Consider the following 26743-nt stretch of genomic DNA (forward strand, 5'->3'; position numbering starts at 1 on the left):
CTTCCATTATCATAGCAGATCTATTCGAGTATGACTAGTATGGAGAAACTGGTTTTTCATTCATGATGGTGGGTATCATCAATGAGTATTTGGCACACCTCTCGCCCTCAAGTGCGATGGATCAAGCTGGTCGGAATAGTGAAGCATATTGCCATCTCTCTCAAAGAGCGAGCACACACGAGCAGAAAGGACAAAAAGTGTGTTGTACAGACAACAGGAAAAATGCAGCGTCTTGCCAGTGACAGGTCCCTCTGATTCATAATCCTGGCCGTCACTGCACCTCATCTTTCTCGATTGGCCTCACAAGGAGAGTGATAACGTCTTGGTGGGCACGAATATCCTCAACTTCCAGGATCATCCCCTGGTTTTCTCGCTGCTGTTTTGCCGTAGATTCCACAACCGGTGAAGTCAGGACTTTCCCATGCCCTATACAGGGTCGTTCCTGACCGCTTTCGATGCTACCATTTCGAGAGAGTCACCCGAAAAGAGAGGAGCGATACCGTGTCAAATACAGAATGGATACAGACGGGCTTTGCAGAGGTAAACGGCACGACGCTGTATTATGAAATTGCTGGTACAGGCCATCCCTTCGTTCTCGTCCATGGCCACCTTCTGGATAGAAGATCGTGGGACGAGCAGTTCGCCGTCTTCGCCCAGCAATATAAAGTCATCCGCTACGATCAGCGGGGCTTTGGCGATTCAGGGCTGATTACGAAAGGAGAGCCGTATTCTGATCGTCAGGATCTCTATGAATTGATGCACTTCCTGAGCATCGAGAGCGCTTATCTGATGGGAGTTTCTGGAGGAGGCGCGTTGGCGATCGATTTTACGCTTGAGCATCCTGAGATGGTCGATGCGCTGATCCCGGTCACCGCAGGCGTCAGCGGATTTCGACCATCCGAAGAAGTGATGCAAAAGCATCCAGATGTGGTGCGTCTGTATCTGGGCCTGAATGAAGCCTTTGAGAAGCACGACATCACACGAGCCGTTGAGATCTCGTTGGAATTGTGGACAGATGGGCCGGGTCGGCTTCCGGTACAGGTGGCACCCTCCATACGCGAGCGAGTACGCGAGATGACGACGCGCAACTGGGAGCGCCCAGATGATGAGGCGCAGGCCCAGACATCGCCAGTGCCCTTGGAACCGCCAGCGGTTGGACGGCTGTCGGAGATTGGCGTGCCGACGCTGGTCATTCTCGGAGAGTGGGACGGGCCAAATCCGTTGGAGCAGCTGGCCGCAGAGATCCCAAGAGCGAAAAAGGTGGTCATAGCAGAGACCGCACATCATCCTTTTCTAGAGAAGCCAGCCCAGTTCAACCAGATCGTGCTGGATTTTCTGGGGTCGCGGAAGCTCGTAGCAGACAAGGAGACGACCGCGTGACACCTGCGGCACCTGTGAGGGCACAGCCAGTTTTATGTTGCGCCTCGTCTGAGGCTAGCCAGCGCCCGATAGAACTGGTAGCCTTGGACGGCAAGAGATTGCGGGTCGGCGAAGAGGTTCATCGTCATTGGAAAATTGCCAATCGGCTCCATGAGACGAGATGTGACGCTGGGAGAGGATGCGCGGCCTTACGCGCACAGGGGTCGTCTAAGCATGCTGGCGTAACTCAATAGGATTGTTCTCAGTCTGAGGGTTCGCAATGTAACACGACAAGCTCGTTGCATGTGCCATATGAACAAGATTGAGGAGCCCGAGAGCTTGTTCATATGGCACATCCCGTGAGTCTTTGAAGCGTCTTGTGGGCCAATGTGTGCTGGATGTTTTTCAATCATGGCAAACATGCGCCTGCAATGCATTAAATGGTTCGAAGGGTTCCCCCATCGATGATGTGCTCACTGCCGGTGATATAGGAAGCCCGCTCTGATACCAGGAAAGCGATAAGTTCGGCGATTTCCTCTGGACGACCGGGACGGTTCAGGGGAATCCCTCCCAGAGCCTCATCCATGAGTCCCTGCCGAGCGATGTCATAACTGGTTCCTGCGGTGCTCGCTAACCGATCAATGAGCCTGCCGGCGGCAGCTGTTTCAATCATACCAGGAGCTACCGTATTGACTCGTATTCCGTACGGGGCGACTTCGTTGGCCAAACCCTTACTATATACGGAAAGCGCCGCTTTGGCTGCTGCATAGGCCAGGGTCGCCTTAAGGGGCATGCTTCGTTGAATCGACGAGACATGGATAATCACGCCAGACTGCTGTGCCATCATCGCTGGGAGCAGCCCCCGGTCCAGACGGACAGCGGAGAGCAAGTTCAGGTTGAGATTGTGCTGCCAGTGTTCGTCGCTCAATACAAGTGCTCCTCCAGGCGGGGAGGAAGAGCCACCAACGACATTGACGAGAATATCAATGCCACCGAGACGAGTGAGTGTTTCTTTGATGACCTTGTCTGTCCCCTCAGCAGTGCTAACATCCGCCTGGATAAATAGGTCTGGGGTCGTGAGATCGGGTGGAGTGGATCGTGCCGTCGTCAAAACGGTTGCGCCAGCGTGTGAGAGCCGCTCAACCGTTGCCTTTCCCATACCCTGCGTTCCCCCGGTGACCAGGATTCGCTTCCCGATGAATTCCTGCGTCTGCCATGTCGTGTTCTCTGATAGTGTCATTGTTTCCCCTATAGTTTGATCAGCCAGGTTCCGAAAACCTGATGACTGGTCAGCCTTTCGTGAGTGGTAATGTATGCGATCGGTCCGTGACGGGCCGTATAACGCTGCCTGTCCGAACGGGAAGAGAGGAGAGAGATTTTGTGACCTCTCTTGTGGTTCAAGTATACCCACAGTCTGCTCTAGGTACAAGTACGCACAAAAATGTGCGATACTGACAACAATGATAGTATGGTGAGAGAGCACCAATCACGGAAAGGATGAGATGTTCGATGGGACAAGAAAGCTCTGTAATACACGACAAATGCGGGGTGGAAACCACGATTGCTGTTGTCGGAGGGAAGTGGAAACCTATGATTTTATACGCTTTGCTTTCTGGCCCTCGGCGATTTGGAGAACTCACCCGACTGATTCCCGAGATCACCCAGCGCATGCTCACCCTTCAATTGCGCGAATTAGAAGAGGATGAGGTAATTACTCGGGAAATCTACAAACAGGTCCCTCCGAAAGTCGAGTACTCGCTGACTCCTCTTGGCCGGACAGTCGAGCCCATCTTGTCGTTCATGCAACAGTGGGGAGAACACTTCACAAACACAAGAGCAACGAGCGAGGGGCACTCTAGAGACCAGAGACGTGATGAGTTGTAACTCATCCGAGAGACTGGCGAAAGAGCATCCTCCTGCTTTTCTTGCTTCTGAGATCAACAGAGATCAGATGTCTTGTGTGTCATCTAGCGACCAATATGTACCTGCAATTATCCATCCTTGCCAGAAAAGATCGATGGAGAAATTTTTAGCTGCCGTTATGTGGAGTCTGGTGGTCAGACCGTACTGTACACACTGTAGCGCCTCTCTCAAGGTATAGGCTCTGACGTGCTGAGGATCAACACGTTGAATGAACCATTCTACGATCCGCCAGGGGAAAGGAAATGTGCGACGTGCGTAGTCTTCAATCACTATCTGTCCCCGGGGGGCAAGCAGTGTGACCAGAACTTGCAAGACGGCAAGCGGATCATCCAGATAATGGAATGCATTGGTACAGGTGATCAGATCGAAGGAAGATGGTTGATAGGGCCAATCTGCCATCTGTTCTTTTGTGAGCGATGTTTGCAGTAGATGAAGACAAGGACCAATTTCGGGGAGCAGGCGTGCCTGTTCGAGCATTGCCTGACTTCCATCCACGCCATACAACTCGGCCTGTGGAATGAGGTGCGCAAGGCGCTGTAGGAGCAGCCCTGTCCCACAGGCGACATCCAGGATACGCGGAACACGTGCCTGTTCATCGCGTACTGCATGTAGTCGTTCCAGGTCGATAAGAGAACAGGTAGCTGCCAGTGTTTTCTCAGAAAACGTCTGCCAGGTTCGATTATATGATGCAGCATGCTTTTCTGTATAGTATGTCCTTGCTCGCTGCTTCGCCTGTTTATATGATCTCTGCTTCATATTCATATAACCTGTACCCTTTAGCGCCTTCTTCCTATCAGGAAATAGATGATCCCCAGAATGAGCAGCCCTAACCCAGGAAGCCAGAGCGAGAGCGCAAAGGGGATAAGGCCAGGAGGAGTCAGACGCTCGATCAATAAGACTTCAATGAGTCCTATCCCGATCACAATAGTTGCGGGTGATATGGCTCCTGACTGCACATACCCGCGTCGTCCTGCGAAAGCGATAGCCAGTAGTCCGATGCCAAGCGCAAGAATGTATGCAGGGAAAACCTGTCGGCCAGGAAGTAGCCCTTTGAAGGCCAGATAGACCGCTATGCCCATTGTTGTTGTTAAGCTGCTGGCAATGATTAGACGATAAGGGTAGAGGAATGAAGAAATCAGCATTCCAATCCCAAGCACGAAGATACCTATTGGATAGTCAGAAGGATTGAGATGTAGTAACCAGGCACCTGACAGCGAGATGATACCGAAGAGCAGCAGTGCATACACTTGTTGTCTGGCTGATGTTATAGCGCTTGCTTTTCTCATACAATACCTCTTTAATAGGAAAAAGATTGATTGAAGACAAGTTGTTGTTTTAGCGTTTATCGCCTGAGACGAAGCATTGTACTGACGATGCGGCGATTTGTACGGCCCTGTCTGCCTGAAAGGTGTGCCTCAAAGATGGCCTGTTGTAAGCCTGTATGCAGCGTTGGATAGGGGTGAATGGTGGCGAGCATATCAGAGATTGTGAGATGGTGTTGCATCGCCAATGCTATCTCGCCAAGTAACTCGCCTGCATGTGTACCCACCATATGCGCTCCCACGATTTCCTCTTTTTTCCCTGCCAGTATGAGCTTAATAAAACCGGTCGTAGCGCCCTCTGTCTGAGCGCGGTCAATGTCTGCCCAGGGGAGGGTAACGCTGCGTGCCTGTCGATACTGCTGTTGTGCTTCGTGAAGGGTCAGGCCAACGCGGGCCGCCTCCGGGTCTGTAAAAGTACACCAGGGGAGGACGCGATAATCGACCTTCTTCTTGCTCACAGGCAGCAGAGCGTTGCGTACAGCCACCCCTGCCTGATAAGCGGCAACATGAGTAAAAAGATAGCCGCCGATAACATCGCCCAGGGCAAAAATGTTCCTTCTGGTGGTCTGAAGATAGTTGTTCACCTGAATACCCTGTGTGGTACAGGCTATGTCAACCCTGTCCAGGCCGAGTCCAGTCACATTTGGTTGGCGGCCAACTGCGAGCAGCACCTCATCAGCCTCGAACGTGACAAATTGATCGCCCTGCTTCACGGTCAGGCGCTTCTTTGTGCCCAACTGTTCGGCCTTCTGCACTCGCGCCTTTGTTACCACTGTCACGTCTTCGGACTGAAGCACGTTAGTAATTGCCTCTGAGACATCGGGGTCTTCTCGTGGTAAAATGCGTTCTGGTCCTTGAATAATGGTAATCCTGACCCCTAATCGAGCTAGCGCCTGCCCAAGCTCGACACCGATAGGACCACCACCAACAATGAGCAGTGATGCTGGTAAATGTGTTAGTTGAAAGACATCTTCATTCGTCAGGTATCGCAGATCGGCCAAACCTTCTATCTGTGCAGTGGCTGGATGTGACCCTGTTGCAATAATTGTTGCGCGGCTGGCGATGTGTTCAGAGTCGAGCAAGAGCGTCGTCGGAGATTGAAAAGAGACACTCCCAAATTTCACTGTCACATCGTCTGTATAGATATGCTCGGCCTCATATACCCGTTTAATTACCCCTTGAATGTAAGTACTGATGCGTGTCATGTCGATGTCTATCCCGCTTACGTTTAATCCCTGGCGGGCGGCACTGTTGGCCTGATGAACCACCTGTGCAACGTGGATAAGGCTTTTACTTGGGATGCAGCCTGTATATAAACAATCTCCACCGAGACGTGCTTTGTCAATCAATAAAACACGCGCTCCCAGCGAGGCCGCAATCCGAGCCGCCGTCAACCCGCCTGATCCACCGCCAAGAATGGTGAGATCGTAATTCATCTGAGCCATAGAATATGTACCCATCCTGTCAGATCTATCTGTTCATTACCGCGAGGGTTTGCAACACTCCTCCTATAATAGCCCACAGAGCGATAAACCAGACCCATTTGCCGCTGTGACGTTGACGCGCCTCTGCGACACTGATTGTCTTAAACCAGCGACCAGTAGCAGGGCGACTCAAACGCCAGACCACCAGAGGCGAAAAGATGATCAGGATAATTTCTGTGACGAGCGACCAGAAGTGGCCCGTTGTAATGCTTTGATAGAGGCTGGGAAGTGCAGCGATGCCAGCCAGCGAGAGGAGTGTATTAAAAGCGATCTGTATCCAGCGAGTCCAGTTGTGGCCGCGTCGTAGCATTTCGCCAAAGAGTACACAAACGCCAGCAAAAAGCCATGCAATGACGAAGAGCAGCACCAGGCTGAGTGTTGAGTCGAGACCAACTAAAAATGGCTGGGTAGATGGATGAACGATGGCTATGATCGGTGTCAAGAATGTTTGCACAGCCAGACCCCAATCGATGGCAACCGCTACGCCAATACCCTGCGGCGCTGGCAGTTCTTCCCGGGCAAGGTCTTGCCCTCTGTTTTTTTGTGCTTCTTCTTTCACAGAAATTGCGGCAGGAAGCCCCGTCGCTTCAGCACAGGGCTTCCTGCCGCGCTCCTTTCTGATAACTATATCCATCATTGCGATGAAGAGGATGACAATAGCGATAACTGACCCCAGCAACACGCCCTTGTTTTGTGCTGATATCGAAAGAACCTGTCGCTCTTGCTAAGACCCGTCCACGATGCGTTCCGCTGGTCTTCAAGCTTGCTGGAACCACTGCACGGATCATGTCACCGGCCTGGTAGCCATAATGGACTTTCTGACGCTTTAAAGGGTTACGCAATAGGGTTACAATTACGGTTTGCTGGAACGGAGGGATGAAATGTTGGAGCATCATGTGTTTATTATAGCATCTGTGTTGTCTGAACGAACCTCTCGCCTGGTTGTAAGAGGCATAACTATAAGGTGGAATCATACTTATTATGCAATCGAGTTCTCAAGAGACGTTTGCTGTTGAGGCAGTAACAGAATTGCGAAACGATCATTTCAGCCTGCATGCCTGGGGCAGATTCTTCCGCCGTTCCTGGATGCTCTCTTTGCAAACGGCGTGTGACAACCCCTCACTGCACTCTTCGTGGCGACGATTTACCTGCTTTGTTGCGTTATTGGCTCTTCTCGCCTTAATTGGTAATAGCCTGTTGATGGGAGTAAGCGATACGTTCTCCCTCCTGCCAGGATTTGTCTTTTGCATGGTGTGGCAACAGTGCGACTTGTTCTGGCATCTGGGCCTTAACCGGGCAGTGCATAGTGGAGTACTCTTACCACGCGTCGGCTTAGCTAATAAGCTCACCTGGATACGCGGGTTTGCTGCTTCATACCTGCTTGGCAGACTTTTTGGTGGTCTGGCAACGCCATCGATGGTCGCTCTAGCAATTTTCCTGTGCGGCATAGGAACTGATATCCTTGATGGATTGATTGCCAGACACACAGGGACGCAGAGTAAGTTGGGACAGATTGCCGATGCTGAAACCGATTTTTGTCTATATCTCTCGCTGACTGTCATTTTGCTCCGCAATGGTGTGTTGCCTCTGCTGTTCGGTTGGGTCATGCTCTTACGTTTCCTTATTCCATGTGTGGTGGTCTTACTAAGCTATCTGACCTTTGCTCGTCCTGTATATTTTGGTTCGACCACGTGGGGCAAATATGCAGGACTGGCTCAGTGTCTTTCATTCCTGGTGTTACTGGCACCTGCGCCATTTTCCATGCTTACTCATCTTCTGAGCATTCCTCTCTTGATTGTAACCTCCTGTTTACTGATCATTGCGCCTGTTGCACAGATTACCCATATGCGCATGCGACGTGGGGAGGGATAAGATTTACGCTGGTGCCTTATGCGCCCTCATCACGACATAGCCGAACTGGTTCATCTGAATAGCAGCGATGGCTGCCTTTGCAAGTGATTTTGCCTGCGTAAAGTCAAGCGAGGCCGGAAGGTCGAGCTTCTTGAGCCGCACGAGTAGCTCTGCTCCAAGCAATTTGCCACGGATTTGTTGTGCCATCTCATACAGTGCTTCGTCGTGAGCTTCAATGAGATCGACGACGAATCCTGCCTGCGTGAGATAACGGGCGTAGTCGTCCACAGGTTGAGCGTCTGCAATGCAAGCAATCCACAAAAGCAATCCCCGCAACTCTTCTGGCACATCTCCTAACCGTGTAAGATCGCTCAATCCCACGCGCCCACCTGGTTTCAATACACGCCACATTTCTGAAGCAGCCGTTGATTTGTCAGGAAATGTACAGAAGGCACACTCACAGATGACTGTATCAAACGTTTCATTGGCGACTGGCAGGCACTCGGCGTCACCTTGTAGAAAGGTGACAAGATGGGCGACACCTGCCTCTGCTGCGGCCTCTGTCGCTTCCTGGACTGCTTGTGTACCATATTCAATTCCCTGTATTTGACATCCAAAACGCTGTGCAAGTGCAATTGCACTCTTTCCCCGCCCTGACGCGATATCAAGCACTCGCTGCCCCTGTGCCAGATGGAGCACTGTGCCAAGATGTTCGGTGAGTTGCAGACCGCCAGGATGGAACGAGTCGCCGAGGAGAAACCGTGCGATGTCGCTCTGATACACAGTTGAGCAGCACATCTTGACTTCTATGGGATCGGATGGTAGCTCATGCGATGAGTTCATCAGTCCTTCCTTTTAGAGATAATGAGATAAGATGGATAGGCAAAGCTACTTTTGCTCGAATGAAAAGGTTAATGGTTCAGGAGTAAAAGGGAGACCCGCGCGTCTGGCCTGATTGCGTTGTCGCTCACGAGCTTGTAGCTGTGTACGGGCCTGTTCTCGGTATCCCACATTGTTATAAGCGCAGAATGGAATTTGCTTGCCATCGGGTAATAAGATTTCTTTGCAGCATTTCATCACGTTCTTTTGATTGAATGTCCAGGGGTCCATGAAATCTTGCAACATGATCATAAAGATATTTTTGGCAAAGGCAGCCAGGTCCAGTCCGTCGGGCAGCTCGCAAGCGGCACAGGAAAGCGCAAATTGCTGCGCGGCTTTGTCTGAGCCAGGAACGACGGACGAGGACCAGAGACCTTCCAGTGCGCTTTTGATCTCTGCTGAAAGATCTGGTGCGGCACGATTCGTGATGTAATCCAGGTAATCGTCAACGTTGAGGACGCGCGTTAATGGCAGGACGGTATCACCATCGTTGAGAACATATGTGACCGAGTTGCAGGTGGGGAAGCAGCAGGGGACTGGCACGAAATCTGAAACCATAAGCGTTCCTCCAGTTTGTTCTTCCAGCGCCGTGAGGATGTCGGGAATGGTCAGGCGTTGCATGGGATCGTTTGTTCCGTGACGGCCAGATTGGAAAGCTGGTTGAAAGCTAATGCCACGAACCGCTGGATGCTGCATAGCAAATGTGGTGATTGCGCCTACCTCGTGCAGATTGACAAAGCGATCAATCGCTGGCACCAGTACCACATTTGCTCCGATTTCTGCCAAGCGATCCAATGCACGAAGTTTTAGCGGCAGGATATCAGGTTCACCGCGTAGGATGCGATATGTTTTAGAGGCAAAACCATCAAACTGAAAATAGATTGATGGGTGTAATTCGGCTAATTGGTGCAGAAAATCATCATCGGTGGCGATGCGCTTACCATTCGTATTCAGCATGACATGTCGGATGTTCCGTGTTTTCGCCGCTTTCATCATTTCAATGATTTGTGGATGAATAGACGGTTCACCACCAGAGAACTGAACGACTTCCGGGTTGCCTTCGGTTGCTAGCAGATGATCGAGAATCCCTTCGACCTCTTCAAGCGTCAGATTGAAGCCTGCTCCTGCATTGGCAAAGCAGAGTGGGCAATCCATGTTGCAGGCGCTGTTTACCTCAATGATACCCAGGCAAGCATGTTGTTGATGATCAGGGCATAGGCCGCAATCATGGGGGCATCCGCGCTCGATGGAGGTGGAATAGGCCAGCGGTATCGTGCCAGGCTTATTGAAGCGAGCTGCGGAAGTATAAGCCTGAGCATCCCCATAGACCAAACCTTCAAACAGCCCATGCTCAGGGCAGCGCTTGCGCAGATACACTTGATTATTGCGTAAGAGTATATGTCCATCAATGACGCGACGGCACGCAGGGCAAATGCTGCGTGTTAATTCAAAAAAGACATAATCTGCATCTTTCTTCAGACGGGGTGGAGGTAAGTGGGAGGCGTCCGATGTAGATGCAAACGTATTGGATGAAGAGGTAGCAGGCAGAGATAGATCAGATCGGTTCTCCATAAGGTCTCCTTGCGTGCAGAACTCGTGATATGGATCTTTCTTTGGAGTCCCTCTACTCGCTTTGGCGTGAACGCGAGTGGAAGCGTAATGTCTCTATTATAGCAGATACACCTTTGGCTAGGGTGTATTTACAAATTATAAACAAAGCATGATAGAGGCAAAAGTGATTATTGCCAAGAAGTTGACCGCCCGATGAGGTGAACAACGGTATGTGTCCAGGCAAACAGGTGTGTGACTAACATCTCCAGAAGCAAGCTGGTAAAACATGTTAGTCATATTGTTAATAACGTTTTAAAGTTGGCATGTATAAAAAAGGCTACGGCGAGATTTGGCCTTAGCTAGAACAGCCCCTCATCAGAGGAAGAATGCTGCTGCAGAGGATTGATGACAGAAGTTCACCATACCAAGTAATTCCTCCTTGGTATGCCGTTTGCTTGGTTCTGTTTTTTGTCTCCTTGCCAGTTGGCTGAGTGGAATGCGGCTGAAGCCTCTGAGCATATGGTTGCGCCTGGGTTTTGTTAACGCCTCCAAAAGGGTTTCTAACATTCCTGTCGTACCCGCACGATTGCTTACGAGAGGGCTGTCCGGGATATTTCTTCGATCTCGCTCGCGCATGGGGTTAAAAAGAAAGCGTTTGGTCAGCATCAAATGCGAAGAGGCAACTCTGCCGTTCGCTTGCATCAAGAAGAAGTAAGGAATAACGCACGGATAATCGTCCGCCAGTTGCAGGAGCTGAGAAGGGCTGCCATTGGCGAAGATATCAGCATCGATGCCTATAAGGCTTCCCAGCAGAGAGGGGATGCTGGGCAACCTCATAGCCTCTTCCAACGTGCTTCTTTCAGATGTTAAAAGTGCCGGAAACATTCCATATACATGGTTCGTATAACCGGCGAACTGGTAACCGAGATAAAAATCCCTTTTTATAAACTCAGGATCCTGTGCGCCGCTGGGCGGTGAGTCTCCAGCAGTCCAGTGGATAGCGAATTGACGGAGAATATCCATGAAATGCGCTGTTTCAAAGATGGACTGATCGCATTCGTTCTTTGCAGTAAACTCCAGATTGATCTGGTGTACCGCATCCAACAGTTTCGTTGCCAGGATCGCTGCCTCTAGTGCATGAGAACTATTGACCTGAACTGATCCCGACACGATTGGATAGAGCAACTCGTTCACACTAGCTTCCAACGCCTCTGCTTTTTTTAGCAGGACCAGGAACAATTCTTCTCCCTGGTTTCCAGTGTACGTCCGCACAACATTCCTATGAAAGACGGAATGGTTATACCCCAAGACTTGACCTTGCCACTTCACTTCTATTGTGGGCACGTTCCAGCGCACCAGCGAAGCATACGTGTCACGAGGCGGATGCCCCGTATGTGTGCATTGTGCAAGCCGCCTCACATAGTCCAGGAATGGGATGTTGTCCTGCGATGCAACCATCGACAAGAAGCTGTTTTGAGGCGTGCGCAGTAGCTCAAGGTCAGCCTCCTGCCGATGCCTGCCAACAGAAGCTCCAAGCAATCCGATATCGACCACCAGTTGCTTTGCCTGTAATGGCGTCAGTTCTTCTGGTATTGGAGCGGTATGAAGCACCTGGTGGTTTGCACGAACAACCAGGTCTTCAACTGTAAGATGCTTCTCCAGGACAGCACGGTTCAGCCGGGGAAGCTCCACCACTATCCAGTTGTCAATCTGCTCTACTCTATTTTGCATGATTCATGTGATCCTTAGATAACCATCGAGGAACAGAAAAAGAAAAATCGGCCAGAGAAGCTTTTTGGTAGTCAAAAGGCTTCTCTCATTTCCCCTGTTCATGCCATAGAACTATAGTTCTATGGCATGAACAGGCCAGATAAATTGCTCTCTCTCTGCTGGACTCGATCTCGCATGAAAGAACAAACAGCCTGCTCGCCTGTTCTACGACTGGCGTGAGTTACTCATAGCAGACTACTGGCTGATCGAGAGTTGCTCTGCGACGAAGGCAAACGCGACCTCGGCCACTTCGCGCCAGCCGTGGTCAATGGTGAGTGAGTGCCCGCGGCCAGGTATTTCATGGAACGCTGTGACCGAGGGATTCTGCTGCTGCAACTTGTACGCAGCCGTGACGACCGCCAAGGGAACTGTGTGGTCTTTCTCTCCCGCTATGAGCAAGAGTGGTCCCCGTTCAGGATTTCGGGTGTTGACCTGATCTTCTGTCCACGGGTTCAGATTGGCGGCTGCCGCCTGAAAGACAGGGGTGCCGGAGCCAGGGACCGCAAACTGCTCATAGAGCTGGCGGGATTCCTCTTCCGAGAGCGCGTTGGTAAAGCCGTAGCGGAACTGCTCGTAGGTCAGTGAAATTGCCCGATGGTAGTTGAAAGGATTCGAGAGAACGGGTGCACCAGACTTGAGTTCGGAGAGCGGCACGGGTAGCACGCCACGGAACCCGGCCGGGTCAATGGCAACTGTTACCGACGAGAGACCCTCGTCGGCCAGTTGTTGAGCGATGAGGCCACCGAAGGAATGACCGATTACAGCGGGCTTCTTCTTGAGCCGACTCAGAGCCTGAGCATAGTAATCGGTGACCTGCTTTATCCGCTTGTGAGCAAAAACTTCCGGGTTATCATGAGCCTCCACAACGGTCTTCGGATCGTCGGGCCAGCCAGGCGCGAGGGTTGTGTAACCCCGTTCCTCGAAGAACGTACGCCAGTTGTTCCAACTGGATGCCAGGAGATAGAGGCCGTGGACGAAGACCACCGGCTGCAATCCCGAGGTGTTGGCGCGGTCGATTTCTTGCTGTTCATGGGCAGTGAGATTGGTCATGTTATCCTCCTTTGAGTGTGTTGGTCAGGTCAATTGACAAGATTGTCCTGTTTCATGTCTTCACTTCGATTGATTGGCAACGCTCGAAAGTGCCCTTCTCGATGAGTATGGATTCGCAACCTGAAAAACAGCTTTTGCTCTCTTTCAAAATACAGCACGGAGTCTTGGCAAAGAACGGTGAAAGGAGATCCTGGCCGTGTTCTCCGAGATGTTAAGATGTTCACCAATCTCAGAAAAGGTCAAATTCCTAAAGCAACGCAGATGCACGATCGAACGTGCTCTTGGAGAGAGTACTCGCAGAGCATGCATAACATGCTCATGAAGTTCTTGCTGTTCGAGGAGGTCTTCTGGCATCGGCTGCCCATCTGGGATCGTCTCAACGAAAGGAGGCTCCTCCTCGCTGTCCTGTCCTTCCAATTGCGAAAAGAAGATGACCTGCCGACGCTGTTTTTTGCGCAGTTCGTCCAGACATCGATAGTACGCGACGCGGAAGAGCCAGGCTTTGAGCGATCGATTGGTACTCAGTTTCGGTAGCCAGACAGAGAGTTGGAGAAAGACCTGTTGAAGCACATCCGCGATCAGTTCATCCTCTTTGAGGATGTTCCATAGATAGCCGCGCAGGGGCCGCTCATACTTGTGTACCAGGGCTTCAAAAGCCCCTTGATCTCCAGCGAGCGCTTGTTGTACCAATAGGTCGTCCGCCATGAGAGGGAGCCTGTCCCCTGGCTTCTTTGGTAGGTATGAATGAGACATAGATCCTCCTCCGGTTGTTTCTTTCACCACGAAATTGCTTTCAAACGAAGCGGGAGGCAGAGAGAACAACGATGCCTCCACGCTGGGCACTCCTGGCACTCCCCTCATGGCAAGGAAAGCGCTGGGACTATTCGACCAGAGGTGGGCCGGTCACTACCAGACCATACCTGGCCGCCAGTGCTCCAAGCGCTTGCATATCCAACTCAGGAGCCAGATAGAGCGGACGGAGCTCTTCAAAGAACCCTCGTAGCCCGCCTGGAAGGAAGGTAGTGAGCATTTTTCCCCCTGTTAAGGAGCGCCAGGAGTGTCTTACGCCTCCTGGAATGCGGATAAAGGTTCCCGTCGAAGCCGTAAAGATGTCTTTCTCAAGTTTTACCCGGTAGGTTCCTTCCAGAATGTAGAGCAGTTCCTCTTGCTGATGGGTATGTTCGGGTGGCCCTACTTGTGGGAGCGTGATTATGACTGCCTGATCGTAAAGCCCATTGGTCGTTTCTGCCGTAGCTTTCCAGGTCCAGTACTCCCCACTCGCTTCAAATGTCGTCTCGCCTTCGCCAGCGTTGAGAACCAGCGATGCAATATCAATACTCATAGATGTTCCCCTTTCTTTTGTTCGCTCTTTACTTCTTGTTGAAGAAGGCAAGAAGCTGATTGACCAATTCTTGTGGATGCTCTTCAGGTATCCAGTGACCGGAGTTGGCGATCACTCCACCGGTGACATTGGTCGCGTAGTTCTGTACCTGGGTCAAAACTGCCGTGTCGAGACTGTGGTCCGCTCCGAGAGCGAGCACAGGCATCTGCAACTTCTTTTTCCCATAGCTTTTTACCTGCTCTGCGTCCGTGTGAAAGGAACTGAAATAGCTGATGTACGCATGGAGACGTGCAGGATCTTGCCAGTAGTGCGCATAGAGTGCGATCTCCTCTTGCGTGATGCTCCCCTGGACCTGTACAGGAACGCTGTTCTGGAAGAACTGAGTTAAAAAGGTTGCTTCACGTCCCTGGATGAGTTTTTCAGGCATCTGCGGCGTACTGAAAAATCCGAACCACCAGACGCCAGGCCCTTTGGCACTCAGTGCCGGAAGCGTGTAGATACTCTCATCAGGGATTGGCGCTTCCAGCAGAGCCAGGTGTGTCACATTGCTAGGATAGAGCGCTGCATACGCATAAGCGACCATCAGCCCGATATCATGACCGACCAGATTGATAGGCCCGAGGCTGAGTTGCGAGACAAGTCCATGAATATCCCTTGCCATCGTTGCCTTGTCGTACCCGGTCTGCGGCGCGTCTGTCTGGCCTGCACCTCGCATATCAGGGGCAATCACCCGGTAGTGTTTGGCAAGATCAGGAAGCACTTTATGCCACGTATACCAGGTTTCTGGAAACCCATGAAGTAGCACCAATGGCTGTCCCTTTCCACCACTGACATAATGCATGCGAATGCCATTGGTCATGGCGAACCCTTCAGTAAAGCCCTCCGGCAGAAGAGACGATGCCTTCTGAGTCTGAGCAATCGAGGCGTGGCCTCCTTCCTGAGCGTGTACAGCCGAGGAGCAACTTCCTGCGAACAGCATGATACTGAAAAGCAACATCAGCGGGAGTTGCCGTCTCCCGCGCTGGCCCGCTCCTGCAGCCACAGACGTGACGCTCGTGAACCAACCTCGTTGCATCTGCTGCTGATGTTCATCCAAGATCTTGCTCGTTCTCCTCTTCCTGATAGAGTGAGAGGGATCTGTTTTCATGAAACAATCTCCTGTTTTTCTTCTCTGAAAGGTTTCAAAAAAATTGAGGACAACTATGATTGGATGAGCGTGACACTGTAATTGAAACTCGTTCCTGTGACATCATAGATGGCAGTGCCAGAGCCTGGCGTATAGGTGATATACCTGTCTCCTGCGATACTGGCTCCCGCCACTGCTTGCACATGAGGACGCACAAGACGACCAGGTGGGATGCTTTCACCCTGGCTGTTTAAAGCATCCATGTCGAGGCTTCGCCTTTGATCAACAGGATAGTCCCCGCTGTTCGCTTGTGTCCAACCCTGGGTTCCGTCATCATTTACCCACTCGATCCAAAATTGCATAATCATACCTGCATTGTTGATACAAACAATGGTTTGTGCCATAAGGATGTCTCCTTTTCTCTCATCTGATCTTCACCTATGAACATTACGAGCTAATCTCCATAGTTTCGTTGAGTTGCTCACGTTTGGGGCAAATGCCAAAGGTGATCTTCCTCTCAGAAAAAGGATACCCTGTTGTGCAGCTTTTTCAGAGAGCGTTATTGGTCTTTCACGTGACTTTTTCCGTCGCTTTTAAAAGAAACAAGAACGAGAAACATCTTCGTAGCGTATCGCATACCATCCAGCGTATCGTATACTATCCAATGGATGACCTTCTTTCCCATCCGATCGAGCAGGAACGTCAGGGGAGTATTCTTGAGCATACCCATCACAGAGAAAGATCAGGAGGAAATGCGATGCCGAGGAACGAATCCTTACGGAAGCTTCGCATCGAGCGCAATTGGCGGCAGAAAGATGTCGCGGACCAGTTGGGTACTACCATCACCACCATTGGGCGGTGGGAACGAGGCGATCAGCAACCTGGTGCCTACTTCCGGGTCAAGCTCTGTACACTCTTTGGCAAGAGCGCTCAGGAGTTAGGTCTGGTGGAGGAGTTTTTATCACCACCAGAGAGTAACATCACAGATGCAGCGCAGGCCGTGAGCGCTCCCTCCGAGGAGCGTGCGCTGTGGACGGTGCCCTATGCCCGCAATCCCCACTTTACCGGACGTGACGACTTGCTCTCCCAACTGGAGCAGCTCTTTGCTGAGAAGACACCAGACCAGCCCAGGAGCGTTCGGCAGGCCGCCTTGATCCAAACCCAGGCGATGACGGGATTAGGTGGCATTGGGAAAACCCAGATCGCCATCGAATATGCCTATCGCGCACGCGCACAGAGACGCTATCGCGATATTCTCTGGATCTCTGCGGCCAGTGCAGAAACGATTGTAACCAGCTTTGTTGAGCTTGCGCGTTTGTTGCCAACGCTTGTGTCCCAGGAGGAGACCAATCAACACACCATTATTGCCGCCATTCTACGCTGGTTAGAACAGCGCGAACAGCCCTGGCTGCTGCTGGTTGACAACGCCGACGATCTCTCCCTGATTCAACCCTATCTCCCTCGCCAGGGCAACGGACACATTCTCCTCACCACAAGGGCACACGCCGTTGGCGCTCTTGCTTCCTCCCTCGAAGTCGATACGATGGGGATCATGGAAGGAACCCACCTTTTACTGCGACGGGCACACCGCTTTTCGGCCTCCTCACCCGACGAAATAGACGAAGCCATCAATGTGGTCATTGCCCTGGGACAATTTCCTCTCGCCATAGATCAGGCGGGTGCCTATATTGAAGAAACAGGATGCAGCCTGCATGACTATCTTCACATCTATCAACAGCACCGCTCCGCGTTGCTGGCACGGCGTGGGAAGCAGACCACGCCATATCCCGAGTCGGTGGCAACCACCTGGTCCCTTTCGTTTGAACAGGTGGAACGAAGCAACCCGGCAGCTGCCGAACTGCTCCGCCTCTGTGCCTTTCTCGCCCCGGACCACATCCCAGAAGAACTACTCACAGAGGGCGCTTCTCATTGGCCTCCTGCACTGGGTGATGCAGTCACGAATCTCCTCAGCTTTAACCAGATGCTTGAAACCTTGCTGGCTTTTTCTCTGGTCAAACGGCTCTCTGAGGAACGGATGCTGAGTATCCATCGTCTGGTCCAGGCTGTCCAAATGGATCGCATGGAAACCCAGACCCAACGTGCCTGGAGCGAACAGGTGGTACGTGCCGTGCAGACGATCTTCCCCCAGGATCCGAAAAACGTGGATACCTGGCCTCAATGCCTGCGTTATCTGGAACAGGTCGAGGCGTGCGACACATTGATCCGAGACCATCAGTTCCTGCTGCCGGAGGGGGCGGATCTCCTTGACCGAACAGGCAGCTACTTTCTGGAACACTCGATGCTCACGCAGGCAGCGCCCCTGTACCGGCACGCCCTGGCCATCCGCGAGCAGCGCTTCGGTTTGGAGCATCCTCAGACAGCGGCCAGCCTGAACCATCTGGCGATCTTCCATCGAGACAATGGCAGCTATAAGGAGGCGGAGCCATTGTACCTGCGTGCGCTACGTATCCGAGAGCAGCACCTCGGTCCTCACCATCTCGACACTGCTGACAGCCTGGACAGCCTGGCGAATCTCTATGAGTCTCAGAGAGACTACGCAAAGGCGGAGCCATTGTACCTGCGTGCGCTGCGCATCCGAGAGCAGCATCTCGGTCCTCACCATCCCGACACCGCTCTGACCCTGCACCACATGGCGATCCTTTATCAAGATCAGGGGAAATACGGGCAGGCGGAGACATTGGGCCTGCGTGCGCTGCGCATCCAGGAGCAGCATCTCGGTCCCCACCATTCCGACACCATTAACTCGCTGGGCTGGCTAGGGGTGATCTATCAGGCTCAAGGCAAGTATGCCGAGGCCGAACGCATCTATCTGCGCACCATTGAGATCCAGAAGCAACAATTCGGCTCTTCCCATTTTTATACCGCAACGTGTCTGCGCGCTCTGGCAGAGTTATATATGGAGCAGGGACGCTACAGGGAAGCGGAGCCGTTGTGCCTGCGGGCGCGAGACATCTACGAGCAGCATTTGGGACCACTGCATGCTCACATGGCAGATGTGTTGGTCTGTCAGGCCATACTCTTTCTCAAACAGGGCAAGCACGCACAAGCGGAAGCGTTGGCTCTGCGTGCTCTAGGCATCCACGAGGAGCATCTGGGTACTCACCATCCCTACGCGTCTCTCGATCTGGTGATCCTGGCGACCCTCTATCGAGACCAGGGGAACTATGCCCAGGCGGAGCCGTTGTTTCTTCGCGCTCTCAGCATCAATGAACAGGCGTTTGTGTCCACTCATCCGCAAGCGGCTCAAGCCTGCTATGAGTTCGCTCTGTTGCGGCAGGCACAGGGTCACGACGACGAAGCCCGTTCCCTTTACGAACGCGCTCTAGCAGCTCGAACCCACACATTTGGAGCGACCCATCCCCAGACCATCGAGGCCCGCGAACGTTTGATGGCGCTGTTGCGGAGCATGGGCAGCACCCAGGAAGCTGCGCCACTGGAGGGAACACAACCAGAAACAATGAATCCCCTGAGAGAGAGTGCTTTTACCAGCAGTAGAGAGGGATCAACGGAGCACATCTCTGTGGTAGCCAGTGTAACAGGCGATGTACTTCCTGCGTGCCCTCAGTGCCAGCAGACGACAGAGATTATCAAAAGCGGGAAAAATCGGTCGGGGAGTCAGCGATTTCGCTGCCGTGCGTGCCAGTTGTACTTTACTCCTGGGCCACGTGTCCGGCACCCCGATCAATCACGCAAAGCCGAGGCTCTCGCGCTTGCAGAACAGGGGATGAGTTACCGTCGCATTGCGAGTCTTCTGGGCGTGCATCATCAAACCGTGAGCACGTGGGTCAGTTCTCCCAGTCCACAGAAGGCAGAATGAGCAAACCGATGCTGGCTCCAAGACGGATCTAGCAACTTGGTCAGAGGCTCTTTGAGCGGCTGCAAGCGATGCGAGCGTTTGGGCTAAAGCGACCCTATAACCTGTGGTGCGTGAAGGTGTTTCGTTTTCTTCATAGATCCTAAACAGACCCCATTTGGCTATAATTCTATTCCAACTTTCTGTTCCTATGGATCACTGGCGTTTCAAATCGCGGCTGAGAGCGGGATGGTTCGTTATGGGTGTTTTGATCCATCAGGCATCACCGTCCCTTTGAGGGCAATTTCGGTGAGGTTGGTTCCGACAAGAAGAGCGCCAGTAAGAATTGCAGAGTCAAGAGTGGCCCCACTGAGATTGGCTCCACTGAGATTGGCCATACGGAGGTTAGCCCTGGTGAGATTAGCTTCGGTAAGATCGGTTCCCGTGAGGAGTGTTCCGGTGAGGTTGGCCCCGCTCAGGTCGGCTCCCCTGAGATTAGCTCTGCTCAGGTTGGCCCGTCTCAGATCGGCGTTGTTGAGGTTGGTTGCGGTGAAATTGGCTCCCGTGAGGGTGGCTCCGATGAAATCGGCTCCCGTGAGGATGGCAGAGTTCATGTCGGCCAGGCTGAGGGTGGCTCCGCTGAGGACGGCTCCGCTCAGATCAGCCCCACTGAGGGTAGCTTCGGTGAGATCGGCCCCGTTGATCCTGGCCCTATTGAGATTGGCTCCACTGAGGGTGGCGCTAGCGAGGGTGGCGCTCATGAAGATGGCATAAGAAAGGTTGGCTCCGCTGAGATTGGCTCTGCTCAGTTTGCTCCCAAAGAGGTCAGCCAGGCTGAGGTTGGCTCCGATCAGGTCAGCCCCCCTCAGGTCGGCCCCGCTGAGGGTGGCCCAGTTGAGCATGGCCCTGCTCAGGTTGGCCTGGGTGAGGTTGGCCCCGCTGAGCATGGTCTCGCTGAGCCTGGCTCCCACCAGATCAGGACGTAAGTCAGGTTGCTGGAGTCGCCACTGGTTCCACTCTTCGACACTGCGTCTCAGTCGCTCTAGCTGTTGCTGCACGGCCATCTGATGGCCCTCCTTGTCTTGCTGTTGTGAGTATTGTATCTCTTCTTTTGCACAGGAGCAAACAATTGAGAGGTGGTTTGATTTTTGTCATCCGAAGACAGTGCAAAAAAGGCATCCCTATCGCATCGTTGTCGTATCTCACTAGCCTCACGTCGATCACCATGTTGCAAAAAGCTGTGGGACACCCTTTCTGATGATATGTAATTGGCGTGAGTATTGAGTATTGAGTATAAGGAATGATTGGTAGACAATATTATCTGATTGCTAGTGAGTATGGTGTTATTTCCGCTGAGACAGGTGTTTGCAGAGAGGATATTTTCAAAATCATTGTGTATTGCCTGGTGCCTGCTTTCTGGAAGGAATATTCACTTCTCAAGATGAACTCACCTTTGTGTTCTATCAACTTCTTTCTTGCTCGACCCGCCTATTATAAGACTTAGTGTCTTTTTATCTTTCCTCTATTACCGTATACTCGTGACTCCAAATGAATTCATGGACTGGCTGGCCTAGAACATTCAGGGAAAAGCAAGCGAGACTCTTCCCTACATATTCCAAGAGGAAACAGGTCTTGGTTGGCTCTTAGTACCCCAGCACCAGCACGACCGCCACGATCAAGAGTCCTATACCGGTGAGGAGATCGGAGCGGATGGGTATGAAGCGAGCGGCGACTCTCCCGAGTTGTAGCCCAACGAATGACATCAGGGCCGTGATAGTGCCAAAGACCGCTGCCGAGAGCACGGTGGGGAAGCCGAGCAATCCCAATCCAGTGCCCGCGACCATATTGTCCAGGCTTAGAGATAGAGGCATACCGAAGAGCATCCAACGGTCATCCAGGTCCTCCGATGCTTGGGTCTTCAGACTCCGAACGACCAGGTATAGGCCATACACAGCTAGCGCGATCGGTCCCAGAGCGTCCGCCATTGGACCGATCACCTGCCCCAAGTAGCGTCCGAGCAGCGCACCCACCAGGGGCGAGACGCCATCCCAGAGCCCAAACACCGCCGCTATCCGGAGTGCACGGCGCCAGCCGAACTGAAAAGCCCCGAGTGCAATCGACAGCCGGAAATTATCCAGGCTGCAGACAAAACCGAGTATGAGAAGCGGTATCATGGCACATCGTCCGGAGATTTGCCTTGAAATTCTACATGGCCGGTCGGTGAGTAGTGGCCGTTGCTCTTGTCATCTCGGTGTGGGAACCGGCGGGACTTATGCAACGGCAGGTACATCGCCGTAGTCTCTACTCGGCGATCTGTAGAGGCACGGGGAACAAGCCTTTCTGGAGCAATCGCCTCTGCGCCCGCATTCGCAGCCTCTACCGCCCCGGCCACAAGCCGATGGTCTGGTGAAAGGTGGCAGACCGGATCAGTGCGCGCTGCATCGCCGGTGAGCTGAAACGCCTGGCAGCGGCAACCGCCGAAATCGACCTCGCGGCGCTCGCAACTCCGGCAAGGCTCCGGCATCCACTCCGTTCCTCGGAAGCGCTGGAAGAGGGGCGACTCCTCCCATATCCATGCCAGCGAGTGTTCGCGCACAGTGGCTCTGGGAAGCTTGAGGGCGTGCGCCGCGGGGCAGGGGAGGACATCCCCGTTGGGTGTCACCGTAAGCTGCTGCTGGCCCCAGCCGCCCATACAGGGCTTAGGGTATCGGCTGTAGTAATCAGGGACGACGTAGATGATTTGCATCTTCCTCTCCAGACGCTGGCGTGCAGCGCGTACTACCGCCTCGGCCTGATCAAGCTGAACCCGACTAGGCAGGAGCGCTGCGCGGTTGTACCAAGCCCAGCCATAGTACTGGGTATTGGCCAGCTCAATCCGATCGGCTCCTAACTCCTCAGCTAGATCGAGAATGCTGCCGATCCTATCGATGTTGTGGCGGTGGAGGACTACATTCAATGTGAGCGGCCAACCCAGTTCCTTGACCAGACGAACTGCCGCTATCTTGTGTCCATAGGAAGGCGTGCCAGCGATCCGGTCAGAGAGGGCTGGCTCATCGGCCTGGATGCTGATCTGTACGTGGTCGAGGCCCGCGGTCTTTAGCTGTTCCGCCCGCCGAGGCGAGAGGCCGAGGGCGCTCGTAATGAGGTTGGTATACAGACCCAACTCACGGGCGCTGGCTACAAGTTCGACAAGATCGCGGCGCTGAAGCGGCTCACCGCCTGAGAGGTGAAGCTGCAGTACGCCGAGGGATCGTGCCTCCATCATCACCCGTTGCCACTCTGCCATCGTCAGCTCCTCACGGTAGTCCGCAAGGTTGAGCGGGTTGGAGCAGTACGGGCAGTGGAGCGGGCAGGCGTAGGTGAGCTCGGCCAGCATGCCGAATGGCTTATTCATCGTCAAGCTCCACCCATCGCTTCGCAACGAGTCGATTGAGGAAATCTCGCACCTCGTCGTCGACCACGCGGTTATACTGTCCGCGCAGCCCCTCCACGATCTCGACCACCGTCCGCTCCCCATCACACAGGCCGAGGATAGTTGCGCCTGTGTGATTCAGGAGCAGCACTCCCTCCGGTGCCAACAGCACGTGTCGTTGCCGCACGGAGTCCCACTCCAGTCGGACCTGTCGCGCTAGATGAGGTCGATTCGTAACTAGTAAGACCATGCTCATATACCTTCCTGTATCGTTGTGCTACCATTGTGAGCTAGGTGTGGCACACGCTCGATATGTGGCCCGCTACAAGCGGAAGGAGAGCGGCAAATCTCCTGCTCAGTAGAAGGCCTGTCCAGGGATGCAATCAAGCATCCCCTTGTAACGTGCTGCCCAAATAGGCCCAGGTGATAGCATCCAACATGCTCCACAGCACGTCGCATTTGAAGGAGAGCGCCGCCACAGCTCGCTCCTGCTCATCCGCCGTCCGGCAGTACTTCGTCACCACCTCCAGAGCGTGCTCCGCGTCGCGCGGCGCCTGCGTCAGGCGGGCGCGGAAATAGGCCAGCCCCGCAGGGTCAATCCAGGTGTAGAAGCGCTCGAACGCGGTCAGGCGCCCTGCCATCAGATCGGGTGCAAACAGCTCGGTCAGCGAGGCCGACACCGCCTCGACCCACGGGCGGGTGTCGGCGAAGGTGATATAGGCATCGACGGCGAAACGTACCCCGGGCACGACATGCCGCTCGTCCCATACCTCCTCCCGCGTCAGTCCTACAGCCTCGCCTAGGCGCAGCCAAGCCTCAATGCCCCCCTCCCCGTCCGCCGTTCCATCCTGGTCGAGGATGCGTCGGATCCAGCGTCGGCGTACCTCACGGTCAGGACAGTTGGCGAGGATAGCGGCGTCCTTCCGTGGGATGTTCTTCTGGTAATAGAAGCGGTTGGCCACCCAGCCCTGAATCTGCCGGCGGCTCAGGCGTCCCTCGTTCATCATCACCTGGAACGGATGCCAGCTGTGGTAGCGATGCGCCTGAGCGCGCAACGCTCCGATGAAATCCTCAGTATCGGACACCATCTACTTCATAACTCCAGTTCTAGCCCATCAGCGGCCACTTCCAAGCCGTGCTCCTCGACGATGCGCCGCTCGGGCGCGTCCTCAAGCAGGATCGGGTTGGTATTGTTGATATGGATATAGATTTTTCGCTCAATGGGAAGCGGGGCCAACTGCTCCAGGCTCCCCTCAGCGCCGACGATCGGTAGATGCCCCATCTCGCGCGATGTCTTCCCGGCGATGCCGAGCCGGATCAGTTCGTCGTCCTGCCAGCAGGTCCCGTCAAAGATCAGGCACGTACAGCCTTCCAGGTGAGCACGTACTGATACCGTTAACTGCTGTGCGTTCGGGAGGTACACCAGAGCCGGGCCGGTAGGTCCGTTGGTGATGCGGTATCCCACCACCTCTTCCCCTTCCCCGGTCCGGAAACGCGCCCGCTTGGTCGTGGGAACAGGGAAGGCCTGGTAGGACAAACCATCCGCCAGCGATACCTCTCTCCCTGGAACGACTTGCCGCCACTCAACGTGGGCGTAGGCGTTAAGCGTGTGGAGCAGCGCTGTGCCTGTGCAGAGGGTCTCGTGAACTGTCGCGGTGGCATGTACCTCAAGGCGACCTGCCTCTCGTAGCAGCAGCAGGCCAAGGGTGTGATCGAGTTCGGCGTCAGTGAGTAGCACGGCCTGTAGCGGAGAATCCCTGAGCCTGTGAGGGTGCAGGGCCGGGAAGGACTCGATCTGAGCACGCAGATCGGGTGAAGCGTTGAGCAGGAACCATCGCTGATAATCAGCGCTCACTGCGACCGACGACTGGGTGCGCGGCCGACAGGGCCGCGAGCCGTCGCGCACGGCCCGACACTGAGGGCAGTTGCAGTTCCACTGCGGAAACCCTCCTCCCGCAGCGGCTCCAAGTACACGCACCCACATATCTATCCTCCTTGTGAATCGTTCGGCGGTAAGATGGGGATCGTGCGAGCACCAGATCATTCGCCTGGTGCTCTGGTTCGCCTATTCCCAGTGACCAGCATACGCCGTCACCTCACATTGGGTCCAGATTTCCTCGAACTCTGGGGTCTCCCACTCCTGCATGGCTCTCACCTCCTTATATCTGTGCTTATTCCGGCAGCGCGAAGACAAAGAGCGCATCTCCCCGTGGCGCCCCGAACATGTCGGGTGCAAACCCTTCGACCCAAGCGCCCCAGCCAGTCGGAACTGCTATGTACTGCTTTCCGCCGATGCTATAGGTTATTGGGTTGTTGTGGTGACCGCTTCCCGTTTGAAACTGCCACAACAGCTCGCCAGTCTGCGCATTGAAGGCGTCGAACTCCCCCGTCGCTTCGCCGACGAACACGAGGTTGCCTCCTGTGGCCAGCACCGACGCGCTGATCGGCTTGTCGTCGCGATACCGCCACCGCTCCTGGCCTGTGGCCGCATCGAAGGCCTTCACAAACCCTTGTACATCCTTGGAGTCGACGTTGACGCTCGCGCCCCAATACGGAATGCTCTCCTTGAACTCCCGGTGCCGTAGCGTGATCTCCGCACCAAGATCCTGTACCGGGACGTAGAACATCTGCGTCTTCGGGCTGTAGGCCGCATGCGTCCATTCCTTAGCCCCGGCCGGTCCCGGCCATACGTGGACTGGCTCTCCCTCTTTCTGGGGGTACACCTTGGGCGTGACCTTCCCGTCGGCGCTGATCTCGCCCCAGGTGATCCGTTCGCCGAAAGGAGTTACTCGAACCAGCTGCCCGTTGGTCCGATCCAGGACGAAGAAGTAGCCGTTCTTGTCGAAGTGGGCTAACAGCTTGCGACCGTCCAGGTCGAAGAGAATGTGCTCCATCACGCTGTCGTAGTCCCACAAGTCGTGTGGGGTGTACTGGTAGTGCCACTGTATCTGGCCATTGTCTGGGTTCACGGCAACTACGGAGTCGGTGTAGAGGTTGTCGCCCTCACGGACGCCGCCGTCGAAGTCAGGCGCCGGGTTACCGGTCCCCCAGTACAGGAGATTCAGCTCCGGGTCGAAGGTGCCAGTGACCCAGCAGTTTGCGCCACCGCGCGTCCAGGCCTCACCGTCTTTTGGCCAGGTCTCGGACCCGGGTTCGCCGGGCTTGGGCACGGTGTACGTCCGCCAAGCGCGCTGTCCAGTGTCGAGATCGAAGGCATCGAGGTGGCCGCGCACGCCGAATTCTCCACCGGAGCTGCCGACGATGACCAGGTTCTTCACGACGAGGGGGGCGAGCGTAGCACTCTCACCGGCCCGCACATCACCGTACGGTTGGTTCCAGACAGGCTTGCCAGTGACGGCGTCGAGCGCGAGCACACGGGCGTTGAGGGTGACGACGAAGATCTTTCCATTGGCCACGGCGACTCCGCGGTTCACGTTGCCGCAGCAGAGCGACGTATCGAACGGGATCTCATGATGGTATGCCCACAGTTCGTCTCCCGTCCGGGCGTCTATGGCCCAGATCCAGCCATCCCAGCCCGAGATATACATGACTCCGTCCACGACGATTGGGGCGGCCTCGAACGAGTACGTCGACTGGCCCGCATGAACGCCGATTGGGCCGCGCTGGAACACCCACGCGGGAGCAAGGCGCTTGACGTTCTCCGTGTTGATCTGACTCAGCGAGCTGTACCGCTGCCCGTCGTAGGCACCGTAGTAGGTGAGCCAGTTCTGCGGTTCCAAGCGAGCCCTGAGCAGGCGGTCGTAGGTGACGTACCTGGCCACCGGTGGCGCAGTCCCTTTCACGCCACTCAACGTTCCCAGGTCGACGGCATGCCCTGCCTGCACATATTGTTGTTGCAT

At 54.1% G+C, this 26743-nt stretch carries 25 protein-coding genes; 5 read left to right on the top strand and 20 right to left on the bottom strand.

All coding sequences use genetic code 11. The features are described from left to right. The first annotated feature begins 501 nt into the window (after positions 1 to 501). Positions 502 to 1380, top strand: a complete 879-nt coding sequence (locus K3T83_RS32410) for an alpha/beta fold hydrolase (protein ID WP_220207058.1) — start codon at positions 502 to 504, stop codon at positions 1378 to 1380. Then, entirely contained in the window at positions 1377 to 1613 is a 237-nt protein-coding gene (locus K3T83_RS32415; RefSeq protein ID WP_220207059.1) for a hypothetical protein, read from the top strand. The genes K3T83_RS32410 and K3T83_RS32415 overlap by 4 nt, the downstream gene beginning before the upstream one ends. Before the next feature lie 182 nt (positions 1614 to 1795). Here the strand turns inward: K3T83_RS32415 and K3T83_RS32420 are convergent, their stop codons facing one another. Beyond that, positions 1796 to 2599 (bottom strand): SDR family oxidoreductase, encoded by an 804-nt coding sequence (locus K3T83_RS32420; protein ID WP_220207060.1) that lies wholly within the window; start codon positions 2597 to 2599, stop codon positions 1796 to 1798. A 269-nt stretch (positions 2600 to 2868) separates the two neighbouring features. Between K3T83_RS32420 and K3T83_RS32425 the strand changes: the two genes are divergently transcribed. After that, positions 2869 to 3243, top strand: a complete 375-nt coding sequence (locus K3T83_RS32425; RefSeq protein ID WP_220207061.1) for a winged helix-turn-helix transcriptional regulator — start codon at positions 2869 to 2871, stop codon at positions 3241 to 3243. Positions 3244 to 3306: 63 nt separating this feature from the next. Here the strand turns inward: K3T83_RS32425 and K3T83_RS32430 are convergent, their stop codons facing one another. Genes K3T83_RS32430 through K3T83_RS32445 form a run of 4 tightly spaced genes read right to left on the bottom strand, consistent with a single transcriptional unit; the run spans position 3307 to position 6767 of the window. Next, positions 3307 to 4038, bottom strand: a complete 732-nt coding sequence (locus K3T83_RS32430; RefSeq protein WP_220207062.1) for a class I SAM-dependent methyltransferase — start codon at positions 4036 to 4038, stop codon at positions 3307 to 3309. Positions 4039 to 4058: 20 nt separating this feature from the next. Beyond that, a complete protein-coding gene (locus K3T83_RS32435) occupies positions 4059 to 4568 on the bottom strand; it encodes a hypothetical protein (protein ID WP_220207063.1) in 510 nt (169 codons plus the stop codon). Between the two features lie 56 nt (positions 4569 to 4624). Next, positions 4625 to 6049 (bottom strand): dihydrolipoyl dehydrogenase family protein, encoded by a 1425-nt coding sequence (locus tag K3T83_RS32440; RefSeq protein WP_220207064.1) that lies wholly within the window; start codon positions 6047 to 6049, stop codon positions 4625 to 4627. A gap of 25 nt (positions 6050 to 6074) precedes the next feature. Beyond that, positions 6075 to 6767 (bottom strand): hypothetical protein, encoded by a 693-nt coding sequence (locus K3T83_RS32445; RefSeq protein ID WP_220207065.1) that lies wholly within the window; start codon positions 6765 to 6767, stop codon positions 6075 to 6077. A gap of 302 nt (positions 6768 to 7069) precedes the next feature. Here K3T83_RS32445 and K3T83_RS32450 point away from each other — a divergent pair, with 302 nt between their 5' ends. After that, entirely contained in the window at positions 7070 to 7960 is an 891-nt protein-coding gene (locus K3T83_RS32450; RefSeq protein WP_220207066.1) for a CDP-alcohol phosphatidyltransferase family protein, read from the top strand. Between the two features lie 3 nt (positions 7961 to 7963). Here the strand turns inward: K3T83_RS32450 and K3T83_RS32455 are convergent, their stop codons facing one another. The 8 genes from K3T83_RS32455 to K3T83_RS32490 all read right to left on the bottom strand — a co-directional run bounded on the left by K3T83_RS32455 (position 7964) and on the right by K3T83_RS32490 (position 16061). After that, on the bottom strand, positions 7964 to 8782 hold the full coding sequence (locus tag K3T83_RS32455) for a methyltransferase domain-containing protein (RefSeq protein WP_220207067.1): 819 nt from the start codon (positions 8780 to 8782) through the stop codon (positions 7964 to 7966). A gap of 45 nt (positions 8783 to 8827) precedes the next feature. After that, on the bottom strand, positions 8828 to 10390 hold the full coding sequence (locus K3T83_RS32460; RefSeq protein ID WP_220207068.1) for a radical SAM protein: 1563 nt from the start codon (positions 10388 to 10390) through the stop codon (positions 8828 to 8830). A 354-nt stretch (positions 10391 to 10744) separates the two neighbouring features. After that, on the bottom strand, positions 10745 to 12100 hold the full coding sequence (locus K3T83_RS32465) for a hypothetical protein (RefSeq protein ID WP_220207069.1): 1356 nt from the start codon (positions 12098 to 12100) through the stop codon (positions 10745 to 10747). Between the two features lie 234 nt (positions 12101 to 12334). Continuing rightward, positions 12335 to 13189, bottom strand: coding sequence for an alpha/beta fold hydrolase (locus K3T83_RS32470; protein WP_220207070.1), 855 nt, complete (start codon positions 13187 to 13189; stop codon positions 12335 to 12337). A 144-nt stretch (positions 13190 to 13333) separates the two neighbouring features. After that, positions 13334 to 13942: an RNA polymerase sigma factor gene (locus tag K3T83_RS32475; protein WP_220207071.1), complete on the bottom strand. Its 609-nt coding sequence runs from the start codon at positions 13940 to 13942 to the stop codon at positions 13334 to 13336. Between the two features lie 127 nt (positions 13943 to 14069). After that, complete coding sequence (locus tag K3T83_RS32480; RefSeq protein ID WP_220207072.1) at positions 14070 to 14531, bottom strand: cupin domain-containing protein; 462 nt, start codon at positions 14529 to 14531, stop codon at positions 14070 to 14072. 28 nt (positions 14532 to 14559) lie between these two features. Continuing rightward, the gene (locus K3T83_RS32485; protein WP_220207073.1) at positions 14560 to 15627 is read right to left on the bottom strand and encodes an alpha/beta fold hydrolase; all 1068 of its coding nucleotides are present in this window, start codon (positions 15625 to 15627) and stop codon (positions 14560 to 14562) included. Between the two features lie 104 nt (positions 15628 to 15731). Further along, positions 15732 to 16061 (bottom strand): hypothetical protein, encoded by a 330-nt coding sequence (locus K3T83_RS32490; protein WP_220207074.1) that lies wholly within the window; start codon positions 16059 to 16061, stop codon positions 15732 to 15734. 353 nt (positions 16062 to 16414) lie between these two features. On the opposite strand from K3T83_RS32490, the gene fxsT reads away from it, so the two are divergent. Further along, complete coding sequence (fxsT, locus tag K3T83_RS32495; protein WP_220207075.1) at positions 16415 to 19495, top strand: FxSxx-COOH system tetratricopeptide repeat protein; 3081 nt, start codon at positions 16415 to 16417, stop codon at positions 19493 to 19495. Positions 19496 to 19728: 233 nt separating this feature from the next. Here the strand turns inward: fxsT and K3T83_RS32500 are convergent, their stop codons facing one another. From K3T83_RS32500 to K3T83_RS32530, 7 genes are all read right to left on the bottom strand, one after another. Further along, complete coding sequence (locus K3T83_RS32500) at positions 19729 to 20535, bottom strand: pentapeptide repeat-containing protein (RefSeq protein WP_220207076.1); 807 nt, start codon at positions 20533 to 20535, stop codon at positions 19729 to 19731. Between the two features lie 579 nt (positions 20536 to 21114). Further along, on the bottom strand, positions 21115 to 21645 hold the full coding sequence (locus K3T83_RS32505; RefSeq protein WP_268963492.1) for a manganese efflux pump MntP: 531 nt from the start codon (positions 21643 to 21645) through the stop codon (positions 21115 to 21117). Then, entirely contained in the window at positions 21642 to 22865 is a 1224-nt protein-coding gene (gene pqqE / locus K3T83_RS32510) for a pyrroloquinoline quinone biosynthesis protein PqqE (RefSeq protein WP_308441715.1), read from the bottom strand. The genes K3T83_RS32505 and pqqE overlap by 4 nt, the downstream gene beginning before the upstream one ends. Further along, entirely contained in the window at positions 22858 to 23133 is a 276-nt protein-coding gene (gene pqqD / locus K3T83_RS32515) for a pyrroloquinoline quinone biosynthesis peptide chaperone PqqD (protein ID WP_220207079.1), read from the bottom strand. The genes pqqE and pqqD overlap by 8 nt, the downstream gene beginning before the upstream one ends. Before the next feature lie 133 nt (positions 23134 to 23266). After that, positions 23267 to 23971 carry a pyrroloquinoline-quinone synthase PqqC gene (gene pqqC, locus K3T83_RS32520; protein ID WP_220207080.1) on the bottom strand — a complete coding sequence of 235 codons (705 nt, stop codon included), beginning with the start codon at positions 23969 to 23971 and terminating at the stop codon, positions 23267 to 23269. 5 nt (positions 23972 to 23976) lie between these two features. Then, positions 23977 to 24867 carry a pyrroloquinoline quinone biosynthesis protein PqqB gene (pqqB, locus tag K3T83_RS32525; RefSeq protein WP_220207081.1) on the bottom strand — a complete coding sequence of 297 codons (891 nt, stop codon included), beginning with the start codon at positions 24865 to 24867 and terminating at the stop codon, positions 23977 to 23979. Between the two features lie 187 nt (positions 24868 to 25054). Continuing rightward, positions 25055 to 26743: a PQQ-dependent dehydrogenase, methanol/ethanol family gene (locus tag K3T83_RS32530; protein WP_220207082.1), complete on the bottom strand. Its 1689-nt coding sequence runs from the start codon at positions 26741 to 26743 to the stop codon at positions 25055 to 25057.

It is taken from the genome of Reticulibacter mediterranei (assembly GCF_016587455.1).